At 51.8% G+C, this 25,485-nt stretch carries 27 protein-coding genes, 1 tRNA gene and 1 pseudogene; 28 read left to right on the forward strand and 1 reads right to left on the reverse strand.

Annotated features, from left to right (window positions below; translation table 11 throughout):
• Positions 1 to 12 precede the first annotated feature (12 nt).
• The 23 genes and pseudogenes from hemF (at position 13) to BMY01_RS18900 (ending at position 18,338) form a co-directional block, all read left to right on the forward strand.
• Positions 13 to 912, forward strand: coding sequence for an oxygen-dependent coproporphyrinogen oxidase (gene hemF, locus BMY01_RS15430; protein ID WP_074749014.1), 900 nt, complete (start codon positions 13 to 15; stop codon positions 910 to 912).
• 89 nt (positions 913 to 1,001) lie between these two features.
• Positions 1,002 to 1,077 (forward strand) — tRNA-Ala (locus BMY01_RS15435).
• Between the two features lie 178 nt (positions 1,078 to 1,255).
• Positions 1,256 to 2,461 carry a tyrosine-type recombinase/integrase gene (locus tag BMY01_RS15440; RefSeq protein ID WP_074749015.1) on the forward strand — a complete coding sequence of 402 codons (1,206 nt, stop codon included), beginning with the start codon at positions 1,256 to 1,258 and terminating at the stop codon, positions 2,459 to 2,461.
• Positions 2,462 to 2,471: 10 nt separating this feature from the next.
• The gene (locus BMY01_RS15445) at positions 2,472 to 3,152 is read left to right on the forward strand and encodes a hypothetical protein (protein ID WP_074749016.1); all 681 of its coding nucleotides are present in this window, start codon (positions 2,472 to 2,474) and stop codon (positions 3,150 to 3,152) included.
• Entirely contained in the window at positions 3,118 to 3,549 is a 432-nt protein-coding gene (locus tag BMY01_RS17920; RefSeq protein ID WP_074749017.1) for a hypothetical protein, read from the forward strand. The genes BMY01_RS15445 and BMY01_RS17920 overlap by 35 nt, the downstream gene beginning before the upstream one ends.
• Positions 3,549 to 3,800, forward strand: a complete 252-nt coding sequence (locus BMY01_RS15455) for a hypothetical protein (RefSeq protein WP_074749018.1) — start codon at positions 3,549 to 3,551, stop codon at positions 3,798 to 3,800. Before BMY01_RS17920 ends, BMY01_RS15455 begins: the two co-directional genes overlap by 1 nt.
• Positions 3,800 to 4,216 carry a hypothetical protein gene (locus BMY01_RS15460; protein ID WP_074749019.1) on the forward strand — a complete coding sequence of 139 codons (417 nt, stop codon included), beginning with the start codon at positions 3,800 to 3,802 and terminating at the stop codon, positions 4,214 to 4,216. The genes BMY01_RS15455 and BMY01_RS15460 overlap by 1 nt, the downstream gene beginning before the upstream one ends.
• A gap of 107 nt (positions 4,217 to 4,323) precedes the next feature.
• Positions 4,324 to 4,647 (forward strand): annotated as a pseudogene (locus tag BMY01_RS18480) (DUF3987 domain-containing protein); the annotation flags it as partial.
• An 86-nt stretch (positions 4,648 to 4,733) separates the two neighbouring features.
• Positions 4,734 to 5,768, forward strand: coding sequence for a YfjI family protein (locus BMY01_RS15470; protein WP_074749020.1), 1,035 nt, complete (start codon positions 4,734 to 4,736; stop codon positions 5,766 to 5,768).
• Complete coding sequence (locus BMY01_RS15475) at positions 5,768 to 6,247, forward strand: hypothetical protein (protein ID WP_074749021.1); 480 nt, start codon at positions 5,768 to 5,770, stop codon at positions 6,245 to 6,247. The genes BMY01_RS15470 and BMY01_RS15475 overlap by 1 nt, the downstream gene beginning before the upstream one ends.
• 103 nt (positions 6,248 to 6,350) lie before the next feature.
• Positions 6,351 to 6,719 carry a hypothetical protein gene (locus tag BMY01_RS15480; protein WP_139176954.1) on the forward strand — a complete coding sequence of 123 codons (369 nt, stop codon included), beginning with the start codon at positions 6,351 to 6,353 and terminating at the stop codon, positions 6,717 to 6,719.
• Between the two features lie 160 nt (positions 6,720 to 6,879).
• Positions 6,880 to 7,056, forward strand: a complete 177-nt coding sequence (locus tag BMY01_RS17925; protein ID WP_175463293.1) for a hypothetical protein — start codon at positions 6,880 to 6,882, stop codon at positions 7,054 to 7,056.
• A gap of 215 nt (positions 7,057 to 7,271) precedes the next feature.
• Positions 7,272 to 7,955, forward strand: a complete 684-nt coding sequence (locus tag BMY01_RS15490; RefSeq protein ID WP_074749024.1) for a hypothetical protein — start codon at positions 7,272 to 7,274, stop codon at positions 7,953 to 7,955.
• 95 nt (positions 7,956 to 8,050) lie between these two features.
• Positions 8,051 to 11,602 carry a tape measure protein gene (locus BMY01_RS15495; protein WP_074749025.1) on the forward strand — a complete coding sequence of 1,184 codons (3,552 nt, stop codon included), beginning with the start codon at positions 8,051 to 8,053 and terminating at the stop codon, positions 11,600 to 11,602.
• Positions 11,603 to 12,240: 638 nt separating this feature from the next.
• On the forward strand, positions 12,241 to 12,750 hold the full coding sequence (locus BMY01_RS15505) for a hypothetical protein (RefSeq protein WP_139176956.1): 510 nt from the start codon (positions 12,241 to 12,243) through the stop codon (positions 12,748 to 12,750).
• A 198-nt stretch (positions 12,751 to 12,948) separates the two neighbouring features.
• The gene (locus BMY01_RS18885) at positions 12,949 to 13,221 is read left to right on the forward strand and encodes a helix-turn-helix domain-containing protein (RefSeq protein WP_074749028.1); all 273 of its coding nucleotides are present in this window, start codon (positions 12,949 to 12,951) and stop codon (positions 13,219 to 13,221) included.
• A 192-nt stretch (positions 13,222 to 13,413) separates the two neighbouring features.
• A complete protein-coding gene (locus BMY01_RS15520; RefSeq protein ID WP_074749030.1) occupies positions 13,414 to 13,695 on the forward strand; it encodes a hypothetical protein in 282 nt (93 codons plus the stop codon).
• A gap of 52 nt (positions 13,696 to 13,747) precedes the next feature.
• The gene (locus tag BMY01_RS18890) at positions 13,748 to 14,128 is read left to right on the forward strand and encodes an HNH endonuclease (protein ID WP_081353977.1); all 381 of its coding nucleotides are present in this window, start codon (positions 13,748 to 13,750) and stop codon (positions 14,126 to 14,128) included.
• A gap of 386 nt (positions 14,129 to 14,514) precedes the next feature.
• The gene (locus BMY01_RS15530) at positions 14,515 to 15,588 is read left to right on the forward strand and encodes a Fic family protein (RefSeq protein ID WP_074749057.1); all 1,074 of its coding nucleotides are present in this window, start codon (positions 14,515 to 14,517) and stop codon (positions 15,586 to 15,588) included.
• 52 nt (positions 15,589 to 15,640) lie between these two features.
• Positions 15,641 to 16,441 carry a hypothetical protein gene (locus BMY01_RS15535; RefSeq protein ID WP_139176957.1) on the forward strand — a complete coding sequence of 267 codons (801 nt, stop codon included), beginning with the start codon at positions 15,641 to 15,643 and terminating at the stop codon, positions 16,439 to 16,441.
• A gap of 573 nt (positions 16,442 to 17,014) precedes the next feature.
• Complete coding sequence (locus BMY01_RS15545) at positions 17,015 to 17,482, forward strand: hypothetical protein (protein ID WP_074749034.1); 468 nt, start codon at positions 17,015 to 17,017, stop codon at positions 17,480 to 17,482.
• A gap of 388 nt (positions 17,483 to 17,870) precedes the next feature.
• The gene (locus BMY01_RS18895; RefSeq protein ID WP_074749035.1) at positions 17,871 to 18,215 is read left to right on the forward strand and encodes a hypothetical protein; all 345 of its coding nucleotides are present in this window, start codon (positions 17,871 to 17,873) and stop codon (positions 18,213 to 18,215) included.
• Between the two features lie 15 nt (positions 18,216 to 18,230).
• Positions 18,231 to 18,338, forward strand: a complete 108-nt coding sequence (locus BMY01_RS18900) for a PEP-CTERM sorting domain-containing protein (protein ID WP_368086252.1) — start codon at positions 18,231 to 18,233, stop codon at positions 18,336 to 18,338.
• Between the two features lie 202 nt (positions 18,339 to 18,540).
• Here BMY01_RS18900 and BMY01_RS17155 read toward each other — a convergent pair whose 3' ends face one another.
• Positions 18,541 to 19,680 (reverse strand): HAF repeat-containing PEP-CTERM protein, encoded by a 1,140-nt coding sequence (locus BMY01_RS17155; protein ID WP_081353978.1) that lies wholly within the window; start codon positions 19,678 to 19,680, stop codon positions 18,541 to 18,543.
• 342 nt (positions 19,681 to 20,022) lie between these two features.
• On the opposite strand from BMY01_RS17155, the gene relB reads away from it, so the two are divergent.
• From relB to BMY01_RS15585, 5 genes are all read left to right on the forward strand, one after another.
• On the forward strand, positions 20,023 to 20,250 hold the full coding sequence (gene relB / locus BMY01_RS15565) for a type II toxin-antitoxin system RelB family antitoxin (RefSeq protein ID WP_074749036.1): 228 nt from the start codon (positions 20,023 to 20,025) through the stop codon (positions 20,248 to 20,250).
• Entirely contained in the window at positions 20,234 to 20,503 is a 270-nt protein-coding gene (locus BMY01_RS15570) for a type II toxin-antitoxin system RelE family toxin (protein ID WP_074749037.1), read from the forward strand. The genes relB and BMY01_RS15570 overlap by 17 nt, the downstream gene beginning before the upstream one ends.
• Before the next feature lie 172 nt (positions 20,504 to 20,675).
• Positions 20,676 to 21,875: a cupin-like domain-containing protein gene (locus tag BMY01_RS15575; RefSeq protein ID WP_074749038.1), complete on the forward strand. Its 1,200-nt coding sequence runs from the start codon at positions 20,676 to 20,678 to the stop codon at positions 21,873 to 21,875.
• A 523-nt stretch (positions 21,876 to 22,398) separates the two neighbouring features.
• Positions 22,399 to 24,090, forward strand: a complete 1,692-nt coding sequence (locus BMY01_RS15580; protein ID WP_074749039.1) for a carbamoyltransferase family protein — start codon at positions 22,399 to 22,401, stop codon at positions 24,088 to 24,090.
• 26 nt (positions 24,091 to 24,116) lie between these two features.
• A complete protein-coding gene (locus BMY01_RS15585) occupies positions 24,117 to 25,463 on the forward strand; it encodes a N,N-dimethylformamidase beta subunit family domain-containing protein (protein ID WP_074749040.1) in 1,347 nt (448 codons plus the stop codon).
• Positions 25,464 to 25,485: the final 22 nt, after the last annotated feature.

Genomic DNA, 25,485 nt, shown 5'->3' on the forward strand with positions numbered 1-25,485 from the left:
ATGGGAGATCGCATGAGCACTGCGCAAAAAGCCCGGGATTTCTTTACGGGACTTCAGCAACGCATTGTGGAGGGATTGGAAAAAGTCGATGGCAAGCACTTCCGCCGTGATGAATGGGAGCGACCGGAAGGAGGAGGCGGCCTGAGTTGCGTGCTGGAAGAGGGTAACGTGCTGGAGCGCGGCGGAGTGAACTACTCGCACGTGTTCGGGGGAGGCTTGCCTGCCTCCGCTACCGCTGCGAGACCAGAACTGGCGGGAAGGGGTTTCGAGGCCTTGGGAGTGTCGCTCGTGCTGCACCCTCGCAACCCTTATGCCCCTACCGTGCATCTCAATGTGCGCTATCTGGAAGCGCGCAAGGAAGGCGCCGAGCCGGTATGGTGGTTCGGCGGCGGCATGGACCTGACGCCCTATTACGGCTTTGAAGAAGATGCAGTGCATTTTCACCAGACCTGCAAGGACGCGCTGCAACCGTTCGGCAACGATTTTCATCCGCGCTTCAAGAAATGGTGTGACGAATATTTTTACCTCAAGCACCGCAGGGAGCCGCGCGGTATTGGCGGCATTTTCTATGATGACCTGAGTAAACCCGACTTTGACAACTGCTTTAACCTGACGAAGAGTGTGGGTACTCACTTCCTGGATGCCTATCTGCCGATCCTGGAGCGGCGGAAGAGTGTGCCCTACGGCGAGCGCGAACGCGACTTTCAGGCTTACCGCCGCGGCCGCTACGTGGAATTCAACCTCGTGTGGGACCGGGGAACTCTGTTTGGTCTACAATCGGGGGGCCGTACTGAATCCATCCTTATGTCCCTGCCCCCGGTCGTGAAATGGCGTTACGACTGGAAGCCGGAGCCGGGCAGTGCGGAGGACAAGCTTTATACCAATTTTTTGATCGGGAAGGATTGGGTGTAAGCCGTTATGGATAGCTTAGGATTGAAACTCCTGTTGCTTTGCGACGGCATACTACGGCGCAACGGTTTGTTATAAAATATGCAATCAATGGGGACGTAGCTCAGCTGGGAGAGCGTCGCGTTCGCAATGCGAAGGTCGGGAGTTCGATCCTCCTCGTCTCCACCAATACCCCGTCTAAAGTAGTCCAGCTTCATACATAGAACCCGCGTAAATCTAAGAGATTCGCGGGTTTTTTGTTGTCTGCCATTCATTCCCGTCTATTGCAATCGAGTTATCAAAGGGGGCATAATTTCGTCATAAATGCCCCCAATGCAGAATTGATGCCCCCAATCACCTGTTCGTCATGAAGCTAAACGATGTGGCTGTGCGCAAGGCAAAGCCAGAAGCCAAGTCCTACAAGATAGCGGACGGTGGGGGCATGTACCTCGAAGTGATGCCGAATGGCTCGAAATATTGGCGATTCAAGTACCGTTTTGGAGGAAAAGAAAAACGGCTCGCCTTTGGAGTTTATCCTGATGTTTCCCTGAGTCTTGCACGGCAACGGCGTGACGATGCGCGCAAGCTGCTGGCAAATGATGTAGACCCGGGCGTGGTTAAGCAGCAATCTAAGCGCGCAGGCAAGGAAAATGCAGCAAACAGTTTCGAGGCAATCGCCCGCGAGTGGTTCGCCAAGTTTTCCCCGCAGTGGGCGCCCTCCCATGCTGACAAAATCATCAGCCGCCTGGAAAATGACGTTTTCCCCTGGATTGGGAATAAACCTATTGCAGACATTACGCCTCCTCAGCTACTTGCGGTAATTCGCCGGACCGAAAGCCGCGGAGCATTGGATACCGCCCATCGAGTTAAGCAAAATTGCGGGCAGGTATTCCGGTATGCCGTGGCCACGGGTCGAGCAGAGCGCGATCCCTCTCAGGATCTGAAGGATGCCATTCCGTCCACCAGGAAGAATCATTTTGCTTCGATCACAGACCCTGCCCAGGTCGGGGAGCTGTTGCGCGCCATACAGGGCTTTAGAGGCACGTTCGTAGTTCAGTGTGCCTTACGCCTTGCCCCAATGCTTTTCGTGCGTCCTGGAGAGCTACGGCGCGCTGAATGGAAGGATATTGACTTTGATAAACCCGAATGGCGCTATTTTGTCACTAAGACAAAGACGGAACATTCTGTTCCCCTGGCTCATCAAGCGGTAGCAATTCTCCGCGAGCTCGAGGCGCTGACAGGAGCCGGACAGTATGTCTTTCCCGGGCGCGACCCCAAAAAGCCCATGAGCGATGCTGCGATCAATGCTGCCTTGCGCCGAATGGGCTACGACACCAAAACGGAGATAACGGGACATGGTTTCCGGGCTATGGCTCGTACTATCCTGGCAGAAGAGCTACACCAAAAACCGGAAGTTATCGAGCACCAACTCGCGCATAAAGTACCCGATGTCCTGGGAGCCGCCTACAATCGTACGAAGTTTTTAAAAGAGCGCCGGGAAATGATGCAGCTGTGGGCGAATTACTTAGATCAGGTTAAAGCCGGCCCTGAAGCCGTGCCTGTAACGGAGTGAAATAGAGTAAATGACGACTCGGGTTATACACCTTTCTTACAATCCAAAACTGCTCGGCGAAGCACTAATGAAGCAGTACAAATCTTCTGAAGAGGAGATATACAAGGAGTTTGAAAAACTCGGTTTTAAAAGTGAGGAAGAAAAGGCATGGTTCCAATCGTTCTCCTTTGCTTTCTCTTTGAGAAATGAGGAAGGTGGGTCGGAGAAATTAAAATTTGTGCCGCCCCTGCCAGAAACACTGAACGCCAGCATTGGCAAAATGAAAAGTCTAGAGGGGCTCGCATTCGCTAGTTTTGAGGGGCTACCTGATCAGATATTCGACACTATTAAGGCGTTTTCCGTGTTGGGAATGGCGGCAGCGGCCCTGGACATGGCTGCGCTGAGATTTACGAAAAAAGAAGATTATGATGAGTTCGTCGATTCAGTGTTCGCAGCGCGGGAGGCACTTGCGGGGTACCGATTGAGAATTCGAGGGATCCAGCATAAAAAACTTGTGGCTAGAGCAAACGCCCTGAAGAGGCATCACGAAACTTACATGCTTCGGAATGAAGTTGTTGAATATTGGAAAGCCAATATTTCCCCATCCTTGTCAAACGAGAAAGCAGCTGATGCATTGTTAAAGACATTCCCCCTGTCGCATCGAAAGCTGAAACAGTATGTGGCGGCAGCCAAACGCTTTTGGTATCGCTAAGCCTGACCAATTCCCTGAAGGAAGGAAACGACTGAAGTGGCATATCTCATTCTCAAAGGGAGAGCATGGCCCTGATGATTTTCAAACAAAGAAACTGAAAGGCGGCATTTTCGAGGTTAAGAAATACCACAAATACCGAAAGCCAAAGAAAGCTGCGCCCATCCTCAGAAAATTTGAGATCGAGTATGCCCCGGAGGAGGGAACCGATCCTTCCTGCGTATCCAACTACGTATGGAGAATGCAGGGGAATCCGGCATTGGAAAAGTGGGCTACGGAGGAGATAAATTCTGCTTCCGTCCACATTATTAACACCATAAAGTCGGCCCACTCCCGCTATAGAAAGAATCCGCCCTACCTGAAGCTTGTCGAGCCAATGACCGCGACAGGAGGCAGATAATGAATCCACTCATTAAAGCCTCGCCAGCTAATCCAACAAATTCACTCGTTGAAGTCCGGGACATGCTTTGGGAGGCTGCCTATGTAGCTGAGTTCCTACGGGGAAGCATCTGCAATGCAGCAGGGCTCGATAGCGGATTCGAGTTATCTACAGCTGAAGCCTATGGGTTTGCCAACGTGCTCCAAAACTTGATCAAGAGCATCGAAAAGGCAAACACGATTTTGGAAGAACACGAGTGGGAGGACAAATAATGAGCCCCACAAAAGAAAACGCCCTGGAGGGCACCAGGGCGACTTTCCAAACCAAACCGCAATCAGATTATAAACGACTGCCGCCCTACGGCAAGCAGTTAATGTCTATTCGGGAGGTAGGAAAAGCCCCTTCCAGGATGGTGGTAGTTGCTTTCGATTGGGATCTGGGTAAGGCCTATCCCCGGATCATCATTCCAAATGATCTCACCCCGGCTGAGATTGAATTCAGATTCCTTGCTGGTCTGTCTGTTCAAATAACCTACCGCAGCAAAGACGCGCACCGAGTGGATGCCGTTGCACAGGAAGTAGCCAAGGTTAATCCCTGCTTCCTTGCAACGTTTGCACTTGACCTTGCCGGTACCGGCGATGCCTGGGCGATCCTTAAGCGGTACCTTGCAATACAGGAGGCCGCGTGATGCTGAACGCGATGGGGGAAACAGTAGAAGCGACACCGGAAGCGCACGCGGAGTTCATGGCGTTAATGGGCGTTCCGCTGCAAGAGTGGCCCGATCCTCAACCCTTGATGGCAAAGGTACCGGCCGAGCCTTATCCGATCGATGCCCTTCCAGACACGATCCGGCATGCAGTGGAAGAGGTGGCAGGATTTGTGAAAGCGCCTATTCCCCTGGTAGCTTCATCAGCTCTGTCATCCATTTCCCTGGCAATCCAAAACCATGTAGACGTTAAACGGGCTGAAAAGCTGTCAGGTCCAACCGGACTATTCATGCTAACGATAGCTGATTCCGGCGAACGCAAATCCACGTGTGACGGTTTCTTTACCAAAGCTATACGGGACTACGAGCAGCAACAAGCCGAGATGGCAAAGCAGCCGCTCAAAGACTACAAGGCGGATATAGAGGCCTGGGATGCCAAGCGTGGCGGCATCAAGGAAAAAATACGCAGCTTTCCAAAGACAACAAGTCTACCGAAAGCATGGAGTTGGCACTGCGCGACCTGGAACACAAAAAGCCGGAGCCCCCACGCATTCCCCGTCTGTTCTATGCCGATGCAACTCCCGAAGCATTGGCGTATGGGTTGGCAAAACAGTGGCCTTCCGGTGGGGTGGTATCGGCAGAAGCAGGCATTGTCTTCGGTTCGCATGGCATGGGTAAAGATAGTGTCATGAGGAACCTTGGCTTGCTGAATCAGCTATGGGATGGAACCAGTCTGACGATTGACCGGCGATCAACGGAATCCTTCACAGTGCGGGGAGCACGGCTAACCGTAGCCCTGCAAGTGCAGGAACCTACGCTGCGGGAATTCTTTGCAAGGTCCGGAGCATTGGCAAGAGGAACAGGATTTTTTGCTCGATTCCTGGTTGCATGGCCCGAGTCAACACAAGGATACCGGCCCTTCACTGAAGCGCCGGCAAACTGGCCTCATGTTGCCGCGTTTGATCGGCGCATTACGGAAATCCTCAATATCCCCGCTCCCCTGGATGAGGATGAAACCCTCACACCTACTCTGCTCACCTTGGAACGCGACGCCAAGGAATGCTGGATCGAGTTTCACAACGAGATTGAATCCGAGTTGCGGTCCGGCGGGGAGCTATACGACGTACGGGACGTGGCAAGCAAATCAGCCGACAACGCTGCACGGCTTGCCGCTCTGTTCCAGGTATTCGAGCAGGGGATCAGACCGATTAGCTACGAATGCTTTGAATCTGCAAGCCGGATTGTTGCCTGGCACTTGAGCGAATCAAGACGGTTCTTCGGAGAACTCGCCTTGCCTGCAGAACTAGCGAACGCGGCAAGGCTGGACAACTGGCTGATTGAGTATTGCCGTCGAGAGCAGGTTACGCTCATCGGGAAGAACTATACCCGGCAGCACGGACCCATTCGAGATGGAGCAGCACTGGACGCTGCGATACGGGAGCTTGAGGAACTTAACCGCGTCCAGTTGGAAAAGGATGGCAAGCGGCTAATCATCAAGATCAATCCTGCTCTGTTAAATAAGGAGGGTGCGTGATGGCTTTGTCTGCGCTGATCAAAAAACGACACGACAGAGACCTTGCTACTGCTACTCCTGCTATTCCTGCTACACAACATACGGAATCAACGGAAAGAGTAGCAAAAGTAGCAACAATAGCAGTAGCAAACCCTATTCAAAGGAGTGGTGGTGCAGCGTCGCATCTCCATGTAGCAAAAGTAGCAACAATAGCAATAGCAAACCGCAAGGAGGAGCAAGACTCTGAGCGGTTGGAGCTTACCAATTTGGTTCGTTTCATTGCGGACTTCCACGGCTTTACTGAGGAAGAACATGACGAAGCTCTGACCATTGCCCTGGCAGATTTTGATAACGCACTGGTTTGTTTTAGAGCGCTGAAACAGGATGCCCTGTCTATGGGCTCTTCCACACGATTAAAATCAGCAGGCAATACTTACCCCTCAACTGAGGCAAAAGAACTCAGTCTGAGCCTTCCTGACGCGAGGAGGGAAGCAGTATGAGCCGCGAGGGTACGGGGGAGGGGTATTCCTTGAGCCATATGGCTCTAGAGCGCGCCCTCCCCTCCGCGTGCATATCCGCGAAATTGATAGGGGTGGGGGTTAAGTGAGCATTACTTCTTACATAGAGCAAACCTGCCCCCCCAGCCCCGAACGTGAGGAGGTGCTTACGCTGGTTAGACTGGGGCTCTCATTCCAGAAACAGCAAAGAATTGGGAAGAGGCCCGGTTTTCTGAAAGGCTATCTTCAGGAGTTGCTTCCTAAGATAGAAGGCCCCATAACCTTCGACCGGCTCTTGCATGAGCTCGAACTGGAAGCAGCCCGCCGGGACATGTACGGCGAGGAAGAAAGCCCAATAGAGAAGGTCGATAGGGTGTGGGAGACAGTGGTCTATCATCACCCAAAGACCGGAAGGCAGTTACTCTCGTTTAAGAGCATCAGGAACAAGCTCTCTTGGTGCAAGGCAAATCAGTAATTCCTCTCCCTGGTAACGGTGCGACACTTGCGCCGTTATTACCTCAGATTTTTTCAAACGCTCTTCTCCCTATACCCCTAAGCCGGGAATCCCGTGTTATATCATATCCCTATACTCAGTTCATGATTAATACGATGACATCACATAAGGACCTTAGCATATGGATAACGAAGAAATAAAGAATATGCTTCTGAATCAAGGCAAGGCATTTGCCGAGTTTAAGAAGGCAAACGATGAGCGTCTCAAGAACCTGGAAATGAATGTGAGCGTGTTTGCAAAGAAGACCGGGCAGCGGCAAACCCGTTCGTCCAAGCGGATACCCCTGAATAACAATTAAGAGGAATAAGCGATGAACCACTACAGAGACTGGATGATGGCCTTCTACCAAAACAGGATCATGAACGACAAGAATGCCGGGCCCCTTCCTGACGCCCGCTCATTGGTAGCAAGGAGGAAGCTTGTTCTTGCCCTTGATCAAGGGGGCGGGCAAAGAAGGCGGAATTATCAAATATCAAGGCCAAAAGCCTTTTTCAACCATAAGGAAACATCGAAATGAAGAATAAAGCTGTTGCACTACCCAAGATTTCGGACAACAAGGAATACGCTGCTGCAAGCAACAAACTATCTGATTTACGGCTTCAACTGATTGAGGCGGAAGAAAAGAGAGACGCAATTCTGATCGATATGCATTTTGGAAAAGGGCAACCGCAACGCAGCCCCATTCAAGAAGCGGCAGAGAAGATGCTGGAAGAGGGGTCAAGTCCTGAAACCACCGATGAAGCGAAATTGCTGGAGAGTTATCAAGATCTGATCACGCGTATTTCGGTCATCAAGGCTGCTATTCGACTTCAGGAACAGGTAGTCATGGATAAGCGGTCTGCGGCATCGCTTGAGGTCGTAGAGCGATTCCGGCCGGTACACCATGAGAACGTTCGCAAGATTGTTGCAAAGCTCAAGGAACTGGACGAGGCGCTGACTGCTGAAGCGGATTTACGGGAAGGATTGTCTCTTGCAGGTTTCGCGGCAGGGGGACTTACACCCATGTGCATCCTGGAATTAGGATCTCTGAAGGACCCCAACTCCTGTGTCTATCGTTATCTCATGGAGGCGTTCCGGGAGGGTTTTATTGACCAGAGCGAGCTCCCCGAGAATTTTCCGAAAATGACTCGGGAACCGAAGAATCCCGTAAGCAAGGCACTGAAGACCAGGCTCAATGCCTTGATAGAGGCGGCATAAGGGATGCATATCGATCAACGAGTCGCGCATATTTCAAAAAGGAACCCTGGCCTAATAGCTGGGGTTTTTTATGAACAATTAAAGGAAATGAAAAAATGAACGGAAACATCGGCACTCTGACAATCGAGATGGCGGCGAACATTGCCCGGTTGCAACGGGACATGGATCGCGCCAAGAGCGTCGTCAGCCGGTCCGTTTCGCAGATACGCAATCTCGTCAGCGGCCTTTTTGCCGGAATGTTCGCCATGGTCAGCATAGGCGAACTCGGGAAGATGGCCGATGCTGTTTCAAACATGGACGCTCGTCTACGGCTTGCCACAAAGAGCCAGGCAGAGTTTGCCAAAGCGCAGGAGGATATTCAACGGATCGCTCAAAGCACAAAAGGGCCGCTGGAAGCAACAGCCAATCTCTACACTCGTATCGCCCAGGCGCTGCCTGATACCGTTGACAGACAGCGTAAGGCGGCAGATACAAGCCATGCGCTTGCTCTCAGCCTGAGAATATCCGGCGCAACAGCGGAAGAATCAGCATCTGCAATGCTGCAATTCTCGCAAGCCGTTGCATCAGGCGTAATGCGCGGCGAAGAATTTAATTCCGTCAACGAGGCTGCTCCGCGTGTCATGCAGGCATTGGCTGACGCGATAGGCGTGCCTGTCGGACAGCTGCGCGAGATGGCGCATCAAGGGAAGCTCACGACCGATATTTTGGTTGAGGGCCTCGGTTCGCAACTACCCAAACTACTGAAAGAAGCGGAAACGCTGCCGAATACCATCGGCACGTCATGGCAGGCAGTGCGAAACGAATTGCTGTTGACGGTAGGCGAAATTGACAAAATTACCGGCGCAAGCAGAAAAGCCGCCGAAGGGATCAGCCTGATTGCCAAGGCGCTTAATGGATTGAGAGGCGCGTTTGGGGGTGGTGGCGACTTGTTTGGGTGGATGATAGCAACTCCCGAAGAACAGGCAAACGCTGCCGCAACCGTTGCCAACTTAGAGCAAAAAGTCGCGCGAATGAAAAAGATGCGCGACGAGCTATCGGCGCCCACGGCGGCCAACTGGATAAATGATTTTGTATTTGGCGATGTAAGGGACCTCAATACTCAGATCGCCATAATTGAAAAAAAGATAGCGCATCTCAGTGCGTTATCGAAAACAGCGGCGCTAGCGGAAGAGGCTGCAACCGATCCCGCTGCAGGCATGAAAAAACTGCTGGCCGAAGCTGAAGCCAAGGCAAAAGCTGCGGAAGCTGCAAAAGAAGCGGAGAAAGCCGCAAAGGCTGCAATAGCGGCTGCAAAAGCATCTGAGAAAGCCGCCAACGATCACATTATCAGTCTCCACCAGGAAACAGAAGCGATCGGCCTGAATGCTGTCCAGGTCAAGTTGCTTGCTGCTGCTCGTGCCGCAGCTGCCGCGCCTCTGGAATCTCAGCGTGTCGCAATCATGGCGTCTGCTCAAGCGTGGGCAGAAGCGACTATCGCGCAGGAAGAAAACGTAGAGGCTGCGAGACGGCTCGAAGCGGAAGAGAAGAAACGTCTCGATGGTTACGCTTCCTTGATTGCCGCAGACGAAAAATCCCTCGAATCCCTCAAGCAGAAAAACGCTCTCCTAGAGTATGGAGCGGCAGCTGTAGCTGAGATGGGGCAGGCCGATCTGCAAGCCGCGCTCGACCGCGCATGGGCGGCTGACAATATCGACATCAAGGTGATCGATATGCTCGAGCGCAGACTTGAGCTATCGAAGCAACTTTCGGCAGAGGCGAAGAGAGGAGAGGCGCTAGAAGCCGCGAAGAATGCAGCAAAAGCGGCATCAGATGCTTGGCAGAACGCCGCGCGAGACATAAACCGCTCGCTTACAGACGCTCTCCTGCGCGGGTTTGAGTCTGGGAAGGGGTTTGCCGAAAACTTTAGAGACAGCCTCAAGAACATGTTTCAGACGCTGATACTACGACCTGTTATCGACATCGTTCTGTCACCGATGAGCCGGGCAATTATGGGCGTGATGGGCGGGACAGCCGCAGGAACGGCAAGTGCCGCAACCGGGGGTGGAGCCTCATCCATTCTTAGTGCGCTTGGCGGCGGGTTGACAAGCGGCCTGAGCAGCATTGTATCTGGCTTGGGTTCCGTCTTCGGATCAAGTGCGGTTAGCGCATTTGGAGCGGGGATAGGCATGAGCAGTAGCGCGGCTGCTGGTGCTGCCGGAGCTTACGGAGCCGCGGGAATGTCCGGTATCGGTTCCGCTATATCGATGGGCTCGATGCTCGGCACAGCGGCGCCGTTCATCGGCGCAATGATGGCCGCCGGATCGCTCAGTAGCATGTTCGGTTCCGGTAAAAAGATATTCGGCATTAAGGGTGACAGTCCCCTGAATTTCATTGCGCCAATCATTGGTATTGCTGCCGGACTGTTTGGGAAAGGTCCCAAAAGGTTCGGCTCCGCAGAACTGACCGGAAACTTCCTGGAGGATGGCTTTCACGGCGAATTTCAAGCCGACTGGACTCGTAAGGTCGGTCTTTTCGGAGGCAAGAAACGAGGTCGTCGGGGACTCGGTATCGAGCGGGATCAGCTCGACGCGGTGAACGGCATCATGTTCGGGGTCATGGACGTGTTCGACTCTCTGGCTGACACGGCCGGGGACGCTACCCGCTCCCTCTCCGGTTGGAATTTTGCCGTCAAGAACCAGATTGAAACGGAAGAACAGCGAGCGCAGCTCGCGACAGACCTTGCGAACTCGCTCGGCGCGCACCTGATCCCGGAGCTTGTCGAGCTCCAGCGTACCGGCGAATCGCTTGCAGATACGGCTGCCCGGGTGCAGGCGGAATACGTCCTGGTCAATGCCGCCCTGGACTTGACCGGCCAAAGGCTAAACCAGATCGGTCTTGCATCCATCGGACTACGTGACAACCTCGTGCAACTGCTCGGTGGCCTGCAAAACGCTGGCTCATTGCTGCAACCCTTCTTCGAAGGTTTCTATACCGACGCTGAACGCGCTGCCAGCACATCCCGGCTAATGAATGCCGAACTGAAAAGACTCGGCATCGCCACGCTACCAGCTACACGCGAGCAATTCCGCGCACTGGTCGAAGCGCAGGACCTGAACACGCAGGCAGGGCAGGGAATGTTCGCTGCGCTGTTGCGCCTCGCGCCAGCATTTGCCTCTGTAACCGATGCTATGGGACAGGCGGCTGCCGATGCGGAAGCAGAGGCGAAGCGTATCCGCGACTCGATGCAATTGCTGACAACCGACTCTTTTGCGACAAAATTTGAGTACGAACGGTATCTGCAACTCGCCGCGAATGCAGGGGTGACTGGCGCGCAACCGGAGCAGGTATTCGAGGCGCCTCCCGCTAAGGTTTTTCCGAGCTTCGCCGTCGGCACGAACTCACTACCGCAGGACATGACGATCAATGCCCATGCCGGGGAGCGCATCATTCCGGCCGCCGATAACCGTGAACTCATGCAGAGACTGCGTGAGCCGAACGAGAGCGCGAAAGCTATGGCTGACGAGATCAAGCAATTGCGTTCTGAACTGAAAGCTGCGCATCTTGCTATCGCCCGCAATACAGCGAGTACCGCGAAGACAACAGATAGGATGCTAAGGCTCTCAGAAGAATGGAATGTAGAGGGAATGCCAAGGGAGCGAGCAATCTGATAATTCAGGTCGGGGGTGGATCAAAAGTCTAGATCCCTCCCCTTGGACACCGTGCGCCTAGTCAGATTTTCATTTCCACAAAATAGAAACTCAGAATTATGGCAGGACGACCGATTATCCTAATCATCATTGGAATAGGTAACGCGTTCTGTTTCTGGCTGTGGGATGTAGTTTTTTTCAAGATCAATAGCTGGGTACTCCGCTTTTATCCTCTGAACTACTTTGGTTATTACCTGATCACGGTTAGCGCCGCTATCAACATAAGTCCCCAGCGGCTTATTTGATACGACTTTTGGTTGATACGTTACTTTCCATCTTTCCATATGCCATCGGATCGTAATAGGTCATCAATGTACTATAGAAGGAAAAGTGGGAGGGGGAGGGGGAGGACAAATCTCTACCTCTTTCCGCTCTAGAGCACGCTCGGGGCCTTCCTTTCATAAACGTAATCAATTTTTCTAAAATTGAGGATAAAGACCACCAAACCCGCCTAGAGCGGGTTTTTTATTACCCTCTCAGAAGTCGGAAATTCTTACAGGAATGGTCTCATAAACAAAACAGTTATCTTATTTCAATCACTTCCAAGAGGGTACGATTATTGCTTCTTTAAAAATCCCAATAATAAACAAGAGGGATTTATGAAAACAAATATGGTGCATAGCGATACTCAGCTTCACGCCTCCTGTTCTTCATGCGGGGCGCTATTTAGGTCTAAGCGTGTTCGAATTGCGGGCAACACCAAAGGTATTGCCTTTCTAAATAATAAAGAAACATGTCTGTTCTGCGGCGCGTTAGCAGACATTCAAGAAGGAACGTTTGATATGGTTAACGGTGTTCTTCGTATGGTTCGCGATGCAACATTAACCAGACAAATGTGTTCAAGATTGGAGAGCTTGGCGATAAAGGCTTATACGGAAAAAATACCTACAGAAAATCTACTAAGAGAAATCAAGGAAATTAGCCCATCTCTTGGGCAGCAATTTCCAAAGATGCCCATCTATACATTTCTCTTGGTGCTAGTAGCGGCCTCACGATCCTGTACTTTTAGTTTTGAAAATAAACTTGAAATAAAACTAGATGCAAATCAGCTTGTTTCCCAGATCCAGGACCGAGATCCCGCTTCAATCATTTATAGCAAGATTAAATAGCTTCAGCCCTCCGTGTATTCTTGCACGGAGGTTTTCCCTCCCTCTTCTCGCATCTTTAGCCACTTCGCATCCGCCTAAACCAGCCCCGAGCAGGTTTTTGTTATCTGCTATATTGAAATGGCAGGGTAGACAGCTCCCTGCCTTTACGCTCCCTTTTTAACCCGCTTCGGCGGGTTTTATTTTTACCTCTTCGTCCTCATGACCTACCTAACTTTTAAAGACATAGCGAAGGAGCTGCAGGTGTCTCTCCGCACTGTCTCACGCATGGTCGCCGATGGGCTGCCCGTCATCCATGTACACGGAAGAATTTACCGTGTACACAGGGATGCGCTTGATCAGTTTCTAAAGCAAAGGACAGGTGCTGCATCTCCCTCTGAGCAGAATTGGCGGCGCAGTTATACTTCAAAATACAGTGCGGCTGAAATCGAACTTCTTGCGATGCGGGAGAAGAGGCGGCAAAAAAATAACTGAAATCTAAGTCAGACGTCCTTCGCCCAATTAGTCGTGAGTGCGATAACCGCGACGGCCAGCGGCAGCTGCTCCAATAGCTGGCGCTGATGAAACAAGACACCCTCGGCCTGAAACCGGGGGTTTTTGTTGGGCCGGGGGTGGGTAAATAGAGTTGATACAATGGCTCTCCCAATAAACAAAGAGGGATGCGTCATGAAGTATCACATCACTGTTATTCTGTGCGTGCTCCTGTATGCATGCGCAGCACAGCAACAAATGATTTTAAGTAAGCCTGGCGGTGATCCTGTTCAGCGTCACAAAGACCTGACGGAGTGTGAATTCGAGGCAGCAAAGGCAACAGCAAGCGCGAGCAGTGCGGTGATGTATGACGTGAGGGAAGCGGTAGTACATGATGCAATGATACGTGAGAGAAAAGAGCAACTCATATCGATGTGTATGCTGGCACGTGGATACACATACGAGCCGCTACAGTAGAGATTAAAACAGCCCATCGAGTCCACCTTATACGTGGGCTTTTTTATTGCCCATGAAGCTGGTAACCCTTAAGCCCCGGCTCGGCACTATAGGCACATCAAGAGTGCAGACGCTTCAGTCTGTGCGTCCCGGTATCGTTGAGCGCAAACGAGGTAGTGCTGGCGTCAAGGAAAGAGAGAGCATTAAGCGTCGAGACTGCGGCGTATGTCAGTCATGCGGACGACTCGGGAGAGTAGTGGATCACATCGTTCCCTTATGGGCTGGTGGATCAGACGATGAAAGCAACAAGCAGTTGTTGTGCGATTCGTGCCACGACGCCAAGACGAAACGAGAGGCGACACAGAGGGCCGGGGGCGGGCAAAAGTCTACAGCTTTCCTGCTTGGACACCGCGCGCCTTCCCACGCAGACAAAAAATCCCATATTTCAAATTGAATTCAAATGGTAGGGTATAGAAGGTAAGAAAGCCATTGATTTATTTAAATAAAAGCTCATCTTGATTTTTCAATTACGAAATCAAGTTTCAGCAAATGGCGGGTGTGAGAGATAAGAGTGGCGGGCCACACAACCCGAATATAGGGGGGCGGGCAAAAAGTCTAGGGCATGTGCCTAGGACACCGTGCGCTTAACCATTTTTTCATTTCCACAAAATGAAAAATTCAAAAAAGAGGTTATCAGCGGGGCATATATCAAAGACGTGATTAAAGCAGAAGGTGACCCATCAATTAATCGCGACTTGTATAGAAAAACGCCTTACCCTTTACATATGTTTGTTAACATGTATATCAATTTGCCATTTTCTATACATGTCTAATTTAAAAATGACTTGGCTTTGCCAACTGACTGACTTGCATCCTTCGAGGTTTGAGAGAGCGGATATTCTGAAAAGGCTAACGACAGCTAGTCGTCAGTTGGCTGAACTCAAAGGTGTAGCCGCAACCATGCCAAATCAGGGCATTCTGATTAACACGCTTGGCCTACAGGAAGCCAAAGATAGCTCCGAGGTCGAGAATATAGTTACCACTCACGATGAATTGTTTCGTGCTGCAGATACCCTCGAAACCACAACAAATATCGCTACGAAGGAGGTGGCTCAATATCGGAAAGCGCTTCATCTCGGCTTTGGGTATGTTCGGCAGACTGGCTTGTTGACGAATAATCATATTCTCGAGATTCAGTCTGTCTTGGAGCAAAATAAAGCGGGTTTTCGCAAGTTGCCCGGTACCGCACTTAAGAGTACTAGCGGTGAAATAATATATACCCCTCCCCAAGATCCCAACACTGTCCAGATGTTAATGAATGACCTAGAAAAATTTATTAATGACGATAAGTTATTTGATGCCGATCCTCTAATTAAGATGGCGCTTATTCACCATCAATTCGAGAGCATCCATCCTTTTTACGATGGAAATGGTCGCACCGGACGGATTATTAACGTACTTTATATGGTTAAACAGGGCCTCCTCGATGTCCCGGTACTCTATCTCAGTCGCTACATTGTGCGCACTAAATCTGAATACTATCGGCTGCTTCAGGAGGTTCGCGAAAGGGATGACTGGGAGAGTTGGATACTATACATGCTTACCGCAGTAGAGCGTACTGCCTCGGGTAGCATAACTACCATTCAGGCTATAAAGGCGTTGCTAATGGATATGAAACACAGAATTCGTAAAGACTATTCTTTTTACAGTCAGGATCTCATCAACAACCTGTTCTCACACCCTTACACAAAAATTGAATTTGTACAAAACGAACTGAAGGTCTCGCGGTTAACTGCTACCAAATATCTGGACTCGCTAGCCGAAGGCGGCTTTTTACATAAACAAAAAATAGGGCGTTCCAGTTATTACATCAATCGACCTCTATGCGACATTCTCAGCCAGGAAGCTTTGTAAAACATAATGTGTAGCCTGTTATCCCTTAATTGATCTCCCAATGCAATACAGATTGATCATTATTCTCGTTCTATTGTTATCTGCCGCAGTATGTCTGTGCTTGTGGCTATATGGTTCGGAGGCGTTCAGAGACTTCGGCCTCAATGCTTTTACCGAAACGCTCGGTATTTTGGTAACGGTGGTAATAGTGGATAACTTGATAAAACGACAAGAAGAGCGTAGATCACTGCCTCAGAAAGCTACCGCTTATGAAGACGTGCGGCTATTAACCAGTAGGATCGTCGAGTTCTGGTCGAGTGTATATGGTTCATGTGTCCCAGAAGCCTCACCCAAGTCACTTGATAAGCTCTTTAACGCGGACTCATTCCAAAAGATGGGGAAATTTCTGAATATGGATTCGCAACCTAATGTCACACCGCCTAGAACTTGGTGGGAGTGGTTACCGGATAATCTCAACCATCATCGGAAACGAGCAACTGTTATTCTTGAGCGGCACAATAACGTTCTCGATCCAAAAGCATATGCCTATGTGCACCAAATCGCGACGGAGGGAATAGATCCCGGTTTAATTCAGTCCATTCGACATCATGATAAAGTCAACGGATTTTCTCGTCCTCATGTACTGGCGTACTATTGGGGCCCTCCCGAAGGGTACTGTCAAACAATCCTGGGCTTGACCAGTTGGTGCGAAAATCAAGTAAAAATTTTGGAGCGTAACGGCATGCGTGAGTTGAGGCGCGTAGTATCAACGATCGGGCCATGGGAGTTGAATGAGAAACCGCCATCGATGTTCGACGAAAAAGAACTTGAGAAGCAAATCTGGGCGATGCATGGTTTTATAAAAAACAACTAAAAACTTTTATGTTTAATTCTAAACAGCCGAGTGCAACCCAATATCGCTACCACCCCCGCAGAGGACGATTTGAGGTATAAGTATGGGGTCGTCCATCCTTTGGGGGCACAATTGGGGGCATATTTCTTATCCTGTTCAATAATATCTTTTGCTACAAGGTATTGCATTTTAATTCGAGAGTCCTCGTCCCTAAGAAGTCCCATAAGCCCGTATTAGCGGGCTTTTTCATTGGTTTATGTCCTGCAACGTTCGACAAAGTTCTATTGTATCCGGCCTTTTATGGGGGTATAAATCGGGGGTACATGCCATTCCTCTCTATAGTCGGCCAGTGCGATAACCCCGACAGCCAGCTGCAACCTGGCTCCAAGAGTTGCGCGGCAGGTAGAGCAGGAAAAATTATGGGCAATCCCTAAATGTAAACCGCGCTCTAGGTACTGTGATTGTTCTGGCCTACAAAATTCTTATGAGAGCCTCAGGACGGGAGAGATAGTACCTTGGTACAAATGACTAAATAGCCAAGACTCCTATAATTCGCGGAGCGAAAATGCCTTCGCTTCACAAAAGGAGCCTCAAGTGCTTGGGTTTTCTATCGCAGTCATAACTGTCGTTTCTTTTTGCTTCTATTACGCACTAAACTCATCCAAAAAAGAACCACGCAAAAATCCTATTCCGAATGTCGCCTACGAATGGCCAGACAATGGCGATGAGTGCGATATTGTTGGAGAGTCATATTATCAAGATGCAATAAAGCTTCTGGCCGGCCCAGACGATGAAAACATTGGAAGCAAAAAATTTAAGGCGTTCCTTATTCCTGAAGATAATAACCCTTATGACAACAAAGCCGTGCGGGTCGATATCGACGGAATGACTGTAGGATATTTCGGCAGAGAAGATGCGCGCAGCTTCAGGCGCAGACTTGGCGCTAAGAAATTATCTGGGCAGATTACTGCTTGCAAGGCTGTTGTTATAGGCGGACGTGGACCAAGAGGCGAGCAATGGAATTACGGTATCTTTCTCAGCATCGAAGCATTTGATTGGTAACTTGAAGCTATCCTAACGGTCATATGATGGGGTACATTTGGGGGTATATTCTCAGCAGCAATTATAAAAACCATTATCAGTAAACAATCTACGGTATTTATTCGAGCCTCCTCGTCCACCAATAACCCATTTTAAGCAATTCAAAGCAGTCTAGAGAACCCGCGCAAATCTAAGAGATGCGCGGTTTTTTTGTTTTTCGCCGTCCAATCTCATCCATTGCAATCATTGGGGTACTTCCTTCAGGCTTCGAGGTGGATGACCTGACAGGCATCCTGCATTTCGTGCCCCTTGATAATTCAAATCCTTGATCTACATTCAAAGCAGGAGTATTGCTTTTTGATAGCTTGGCAATCCGACCTTTTGTTGAGAAAATCGGGAAGGATCCATCATGAAAATCATCTGTGGTTTCAAAATCCGTGGCTTTATCCTCGCTTCAGCATTTTCTGCTGGTCTGTGTTTCGGCACCAGCGCCTCCGCACAAGTACGTTCATACCTCATCGACCTCAACAGCAAGACAGCAACTGTTATTGGCACCTTGGGTGGTACTTTCACCTCTGCTCAAGGCATCAACGACGCCGGGCAGGTGGTGGGTTGGTCTTACACGGCGGGAGGCGCTCAACATGCTTTCATCACCGGCCCAGATGGCGCAGGCGTGATGGACCTCAGTTCCCTGGTTGATCTGCCTGGTGGGGTGATTCTAACCGAAGCCCGCGGCATCAACAACGCGGGGTAGGTCATCGCTATCGCAATCGTTCCGGAGCCGGAGATCTATGCGCTCTTTCTTGCGGGGTTGCCCCTTGTTGGATTCATCGCGCGGCGAAAAAAGATCGATGGGGAAGTTTTTAGCCTGGGATAGGTCTGTAGTTAAATAAACTTCCGCCTAATAACTTCCGGACGCTGAAGCTTCGTCGTGCCAGTGCGGGAAAGCTCGACGCTCAGGCTACGGGCAGTCCAAGAGGTATATGGAGGAAGAATGAGCCATTGCCATCATTTCCAAAATTGAAACTGATAGCCGACACGTATGGTTGATGAGTCCGTGAACGGCCCTGGTTCTTTTACTACCTGCGCCTTGCCATGAAGCTCACCACTCCCAGACCGGCAAGCAGCAGGGCATAGGACGACGGCTCGGGAATCGTGGCAATGGCGACAATCTGCCCCAGGTTATTAATGCCGGTGGCTCCTGAAATAACCCCGGATCGGAAACCCAGAAACGTATTAAGATCGATCATTCCTACCCCGTTAGGGCCCGTGATAAACGCATGCCTGACGCCTTCGGCTGTGTCGGCTGAGCCTACTACCCGTCCCTCGTCATTGATGTCGGCGGCTGCACTGGTAGGGCCGCCCAGAGTACCGAGGTCGGTCATTCCTGCTCCGTTAGGGCCCGTGATAAAAGCATGATACTGGCAAAAGCATGCATCCTGGTCGGCAGCCGTACCTGACCGTCCCACCACCTGCCCAGCATTATTTATAGCGCTTGCATCACTGAATGTTCCGCCCAGAGTACCGAGATCGGTCATTCCCGCCCCATTGGGACCCGTGATAAAAGCATGATCCCCGCCTGAACCCGTACTTGACACACCCACCACCTGCCCAGCATTATTTATAGCGTTTGCATTACTGAATGTTCCGCCCAAAGTACCGAGGCTGGTCTTACCGACGCCGTTGGGGCCAGTGATGAAAGCAAGTACGCTAGACTGCCCCACTACCTGTCCTGAACTGTTGATACCGTGTGCAGACGTGCCCGAGCCAAAATCTCCCAAAGTGCGGAGGTCCATAACGCCCATGCCATTCGGGCCGGTGATGTAACCACTAGTAGTAGGCGCATCGGGTCCGACTTGGGAAGTTCCTACTACCTGTCCCGCATCGTTGATGTCAGGGGCAGTGACAAAGAACCCACGCACGCCAAGGTTTCTAATGCCCATGCCATTGGGGCCGGTAATAAAAGCCTGCAAACTGGGCGCAAAATTCGGCGTTGGTTTGCCTAGAAAGGAACTACCCACTACCTGTCCGGCATCGTTGATGGCACTAGCGAAAGTGTCTCCACCCAGGCTTCCTAGCTGGGTCATCGCCTTGCTGTTGAGGTCAATTAGATACGAAACTGTCTGTTGCCCGAACACGGGAGACAACGAACCTGTTCCAAGGCTTAAGAGTGCTGCCAAGACAAGGCCGGAGCCTTTAAAGCTAAAGATAATTTTCATGGCGCAAGCGCTTAATTAAGAGTTGTCTGTCAGGAAATGCCCTTTATCTCATACTAGTAAATAAATATGGACTTTCAAGGCAAAGAGGTTGGATTAAGCGGAAATAACTGAAAGTGTGCGTCTTTCGAACAACAGTGCCGTGTTGCAGGCAGTTCGCATGCTGTAAGGCCTGCCCCGCTGGCCGTTCACCTTTCTAGAGCTACCAATCTAGGGAGTTCGCAGAAAGGTTTCTAATTCTACCAAGCGAGTTAGGTAGATCATTTGTCCAATGCAAAAATTGCGACTCGTCATCCCTTATGTGATACTTGTATCACAATTTACATTGCTCGCAATGGAATTTTCATGGCTCTCTCGATTCGGCTTCCCAGTGATCTGGAAGCCAGGCTAAAAAACCTGGCGGCCAGGACGGGGCGAACCAAGAGTTATTACATCACCGAGGCGATCCGTGAGCATCTGGATGATCTGGAAGATTTGTATCTAGCCGAGCAACGCGTGGTCGATATTCGTTCCGGTAAAACTCAGACAGTGCGGATAGAGGAAGTGATGAAGCGTTATGGCGTGGAAGATTGAGTTATATCCTGCAGTTGAGCGTGAATTGAGCCAGCTCGACCTGTCAGCGGCACGTCCTATTCTGGTTTTTTTGTACGAACGCGTGGCCTTGCTTGATGACCCGCGCAGTATCGGTGAGCCCCTGAAGGGTTCCCAATTGAATGAATTCTGGAAGTATTGGGTGGGTAATTACCGTGTTATCGCAAATATCGAGGACAGCACGGTGCGGATTCTCGTTGTGAGAATAAGCCAGCGCAGGGAGATATATCGCTGAATGTTTTTTCTCTGTTTTTAGTATTGGAGGAGGAAGCTGCACGTTAATTCGTTCGTCCATTATTTCCATTATGTCGGAATACGGACTAGACTTAATCCATAAAATGAGCTCATAAGATGAGGAGTTAAATGAACTGATTCTCATGGCGAATCAACCTTAGAGGGAGGCTTCCATGGAGATTGCAGGCCAGCCAAAAAAAATTACTGCATTGACACGTGCGCGAGACACGTTAGCAATACCTCTCGCTGGAATTGCCACATTTTTCTATGTTCTATGGCAATTGGTGGCGGAGCAGCAGCTTTTTCTGCGTACCTTTCTTGTGGAGCGTATGGGCAGGCGTGCTGTGAAGAAGCTGCCGCTGGGATATTGGAATGTGCTGGCGCTCAAGAGTATGATGTTGTGCCAGCATCTGTCTCATAACCCGAATCTGCTGCGGGATGCCCGCAAGCGTACCGAATTGCGCATCCTGCAACGGTTACAGGATCGGAGCGTACCGCGCAGGCAAGTTCTCCCCATCACGGAGTATCAACCCGGCCAGATAGAGCCCAATCGGTTTTACCGGGAGCATGTGAAGCGCAGCGTACCGTGCATTATGCGCGGGTTCGTGGGTAACGCGCCAGTCGACTGGACGCTCGACAAACTTGCGGAACGTTTTCCGGATACCATCGTCCAGGCTTTGGACAAGCGGAGCAAGAAGATGGTGAATGCCTCGCTGCGCGAGATTGCGGAGGACCGCCGCTGCAATTACATCCCGCAGCAATTGTTGCTCGATCAAAATCCAACTTTCTACGAATACTTCCGCATTCCGCGCTCGCATGCGTATTTTCCCGTCATGGGACGGCCCTCGAAGCCGGTCCTGAGCTTTCTGATCTTAGGCTTGGGAGCGGGATTGAACGCCAACTACCACTGTGAGGAAGGGCCCAACTGGTATCTTGCTGTTTCCGGCTCCAAGCGCTGGACCTTGATCGAATCCGAATATTCTTGGTTGCTATACCCGGCAGCACTTGGCAACGGCATGCGCCGGTTTGCGGAGTTCATCCCGGATAAGGAAGGGGAACCGAGCGACCGGGATGCGTATCCCCTGGTGGAATATGCGCCGCGTTATGAGTTCGAGCTTCATCCCGGCGACGTTCTGTTTTTCCCTGCCTGGATGTGGCACAAGACGATCAATCTCAATGAAGAAGGTCTGGGGATCACCTGCCGCTATACCGCCCCGACCGAAATCTCGAACAGATATTTCCGGGCCCTGCAACTGCTCTCCGGGGGTTTCTGGAAAAGCTGCGTGGAAGTCATCAGTTGCAGCATACGGGGTAATATCGCCTCTCTCGCCAGTGATACCGACCACAACGAGCAGGAAACAGTGTTGTACTGAGCGGAATTCCTTCTGTTTCCTTCTGTCAGCGGCACTCCCAGTGCTATCTGCCCGGGAAGCTTATGTTTGCCTTCTTGTGATACGCTCCTACCTGTCATCGATGTCGGCTCTATTAGAGTCGGGAAAGAAATGCGCCCGGAAATCAGCGAGCAGGTAGCGGGCAATTTTCTTCTCCTCGGCGCTTCTCTCTTCTCTTTTAGTGTTTCTCCTTTACCGCTTCTCCTTCCTTCATGAAACTCCCCGCCAGCTCACTTCCTTCCCGCAAGTAACCTTTACAAATACCCAATCCCTACTATAGTCATAATAAGGCTGCCAAGAAATTCCCTCAATTCAGAGACGAGGGTAGCTGCAAGGATAGCTACGCCAGCAGCGATTCCTGAACGGACCTCACCCGTTGGCCCATCAGGTGAATCCCCGAGTATCGCAAACATACCCGCTCCACGGGCTGGAGCATCTGGAAAAAACCAGCCAGATGTATTCATTCCAAGGTGAGCGATCCCGCTTAACAACAAAGGAGAAGCCAATGGGAGATGGATTGGTAGTGCTTGGGGTTAACCGCACGCAGGATGCAAGCATCTGTCTAATGCATGGATCACAGGTTGTATATGCAATACAAAAGGAACGGCTCACAAGGCGGAAGCACCACTGGGGCAGGCTCGACGATTTCCGCAATGCGTACGTGCCGCATCTGCCCGATCTCGGCAAGCCGATCGATGTCCTCGTCGAATGCTATTCATCCGACAGCGAGATAAAAAATTTTTCTGCCTATGAGCAGGAGATGGCCGAGACGCTGAAATTCGCCCCCGGCTGTCGGCGCAAGCGTATCTCGCACCATCTCGCGCATGTCTACAGCGTATTCCATCCCTCGCCATTTGAAGAAGCGGCGGTGATGATCATCGATGGTCAGGGCAGCCCGGTTTCCGAATTCACCGAGAAATGGAGCGGATCGGACAGTGTGCCCCCGGATTGGCGTGAGGTCTCCTCGTTCTATCAGGCAGATAGGGGGCGGATCGAATGCATCGGCAAGCAATTGTGGGACCGCAACGAGCGATGCCTGGTTGGGCTCGGAATGTTTTACTTTCTGCTGACACAGGCGGTTTTTCCAGGGGAGGGCAACGAAGGCAAAGTGATGGGGCTTGCCCCGCATGGCGACCCGAATGCGCTTGGTCTGCCGCCCCTGCAGGTGGATGGTCCCCAGGTGACGATTCCCGGCCGCTGGATGGAAATACTGCGCGATCGCAGCCGTTTTCGCTATGCTGCCGATGATGCTTCCCGTTTTGCCGATAGTGCTAATCTGTCTGCTGCCGGGCAGCGAGCATTCGAGGAGGCAGTGCTCGAAGTTGCCCGCTGGCTGCACGCGCAAACGGGCGCCGAGAACTTATGCTTTGCCGGAGGCACCGGTCTTAACTGCTCCACCAATGATCGCCTCTTGCGTGAAACCCCTTTCCAGCGCGTCTTCATTCCTCCGGCCCCGAGCGATGCGGGCACTTCGCTTGGTTGCGCCGTGTACGGCCTTACCGAAGTGGGCGGAATGCGTTGCGACTATAGGTGGGAGAACGACTATCTCGGGCCCGAGCCGCGTCTGTCAGACATCGAGTCCGTGTTAAACGGGGCGGATGACTTTGTCGTGGAGCATATAGAACAATCTGCCGACTTGTGCGGTCGTATAGCGGACCTGCTGTCCGACAGCAAGGTGGTCGCGCTCTATCGCGGGCGTAGCGAATTTGGTCCGCGCGCACTCGGCCACCGCAGTATTCTTGGAGATCCGCGCCATGGCTACGTGCGTGACTGGATCAACGCCAGAGTCAAGGAGCGGGAATGGTTTCGTCCGCTGGCGCCGGTAGTGCTGCTCGAGCGGGCGGATGAATTCTTCGATATCCGCCGTCCATCCCCCTTCATGCAGTTCGCTGCGCCGGTTTGGCCCAAGGCCGCCGACATCATCCCCGCTGTCACGCATGTCGACTGCACGGCCCGGTTGCAAACCGTTGGCGAGCAGGATGATCCCTTCCTACGCGCCCTGCTGAAAGCATTCGAAGCCCGTACCGGCGTTCCCGTAGTGCTCAATACATCCTTCAATCGAAAGGAAGAGCCTATCGTTGAGACGCCTGCCCAGGCGCTTGAGTCATTTCGCCGCACACCAATGCACGCACTCGCCATGCCGCCCTATCTCGTGCGCAAACGTATCGAACCCGAGCCGGTCACTCCTGTCGGGTAGCAGAAGAAAACAGCAGGAGAAATAACGTGATTCGAGGCTATCCCGCTTCGGCAGGCATCGCTCCTGGAGATACGCTGGTACTGCACATTGCCACCGACGCGCCGCGCTTTCGCGTGGTTTTCTATCGCTGGGGAGAGGGCCTGCTGCGGGTCTCTGAAACGGATTGGCTGGCAGGGGAATATGCACCTCCACGAAACGCCGGGGAAGACTGGCAATGGCCGTCATACGCGTTTCCTGTTCCACACGACTGGCTGTCCGGAGTCTATATTGCTCACCTGGAGGAACCGGGCGGCAATGCCGTGTCCCTCACAATGGAAAGCGCCGCCATCCTGTTCGTCGTCCGCGGCAGGGGACACAGCAAACTGCTCTACAAGATTCCACTCGCCACTTACCATGCCTATAACTGCACCGGCGGTGGCTGCTTCTACGTCAATCCTCCGCGTTCAGAGGACCCGTCAGGGGCCAGGCTCTCGCTGCTTCGTCCGGGTGGCGGCATCGGCGGCGAGACCTGGGGGGCGCTCGATTACTACGATTTGAGTTCGCCGCGCCAGACTTTCGCCCACTGGGATGCGCGCTTCATTCGCTGGCTTTTGCGCAACGGATACGAGCCGGAATTCTGCACCGATCTCGATATCCACTCCGATCCGGACCTGTGCGATCGCTACCGGCTTATGCTGAGCGTGGGGCACGACGAATACTGGAGCGAGACGATACGAGACCGGACGGAAGATTTTGTGTCAAAAGGAGGCAACGTTGCCTTCTTCGGCGCCAACCTCTGCTGGTGGCGCATTCATATCCTAGATGGCGGAGCAGCGATGCTATGTCATCAAGGCGGTCCTCGTGGAGCGCTTGATCACTGGTGGTCATCCACAGGTGTGGCTCGTCCCGAGGATTCGTTGACGGGCGTGAGTTATCGGAACGGCGGCGGCTGGTGGGATGGACCGCGGAACACGGGAGGGTATATCGTGCAGGACCCGGAACACTGGGTGTTTGCCGGCACTGGGTTGGGACGCGGCGACGCATTTGGTGACAAAACCTCGCCACCGCTGGTCGGGTACGAGTGCGACGGCGCTCCGCTGGATGACTTCGACAAAGCTACGGGACTTGCAGTCCTTTCCTCAAACGCCGGAAATACCGGTACTCCAGACGGGTTTCGTGTTCTGGCAGCAAGCGTGCTGGATGGCAATTGGCAGGAACTCCCGCCTCGAGAGGATTATCCCGCCCGTGAAGGTATTCACGCGGCAACAATGGGAATTTTTTCGCGCAACGGCGCGGTGTTCACTGCGGGAACTACCGACTGGGCTCAGGTGCTCGAAAACCTGCAGGTCGATGCCATCACACGTAATGTCATCGACCAGCTGCTTCGCGAGTAATCAGGAGATTTCTGCTTTGTGC

Origin of the sequence: Nitrosospira multiformis (assembly GCF_900110185.1) — a bacterium.
GTDB classification, from domain to species: Bacteria; Pseudomonadota; Gammaproteobacteria; order Burkholderiales; family Nitrosomonadaceae; genus Nitrosospira; species Nitrosospira multiformis_A.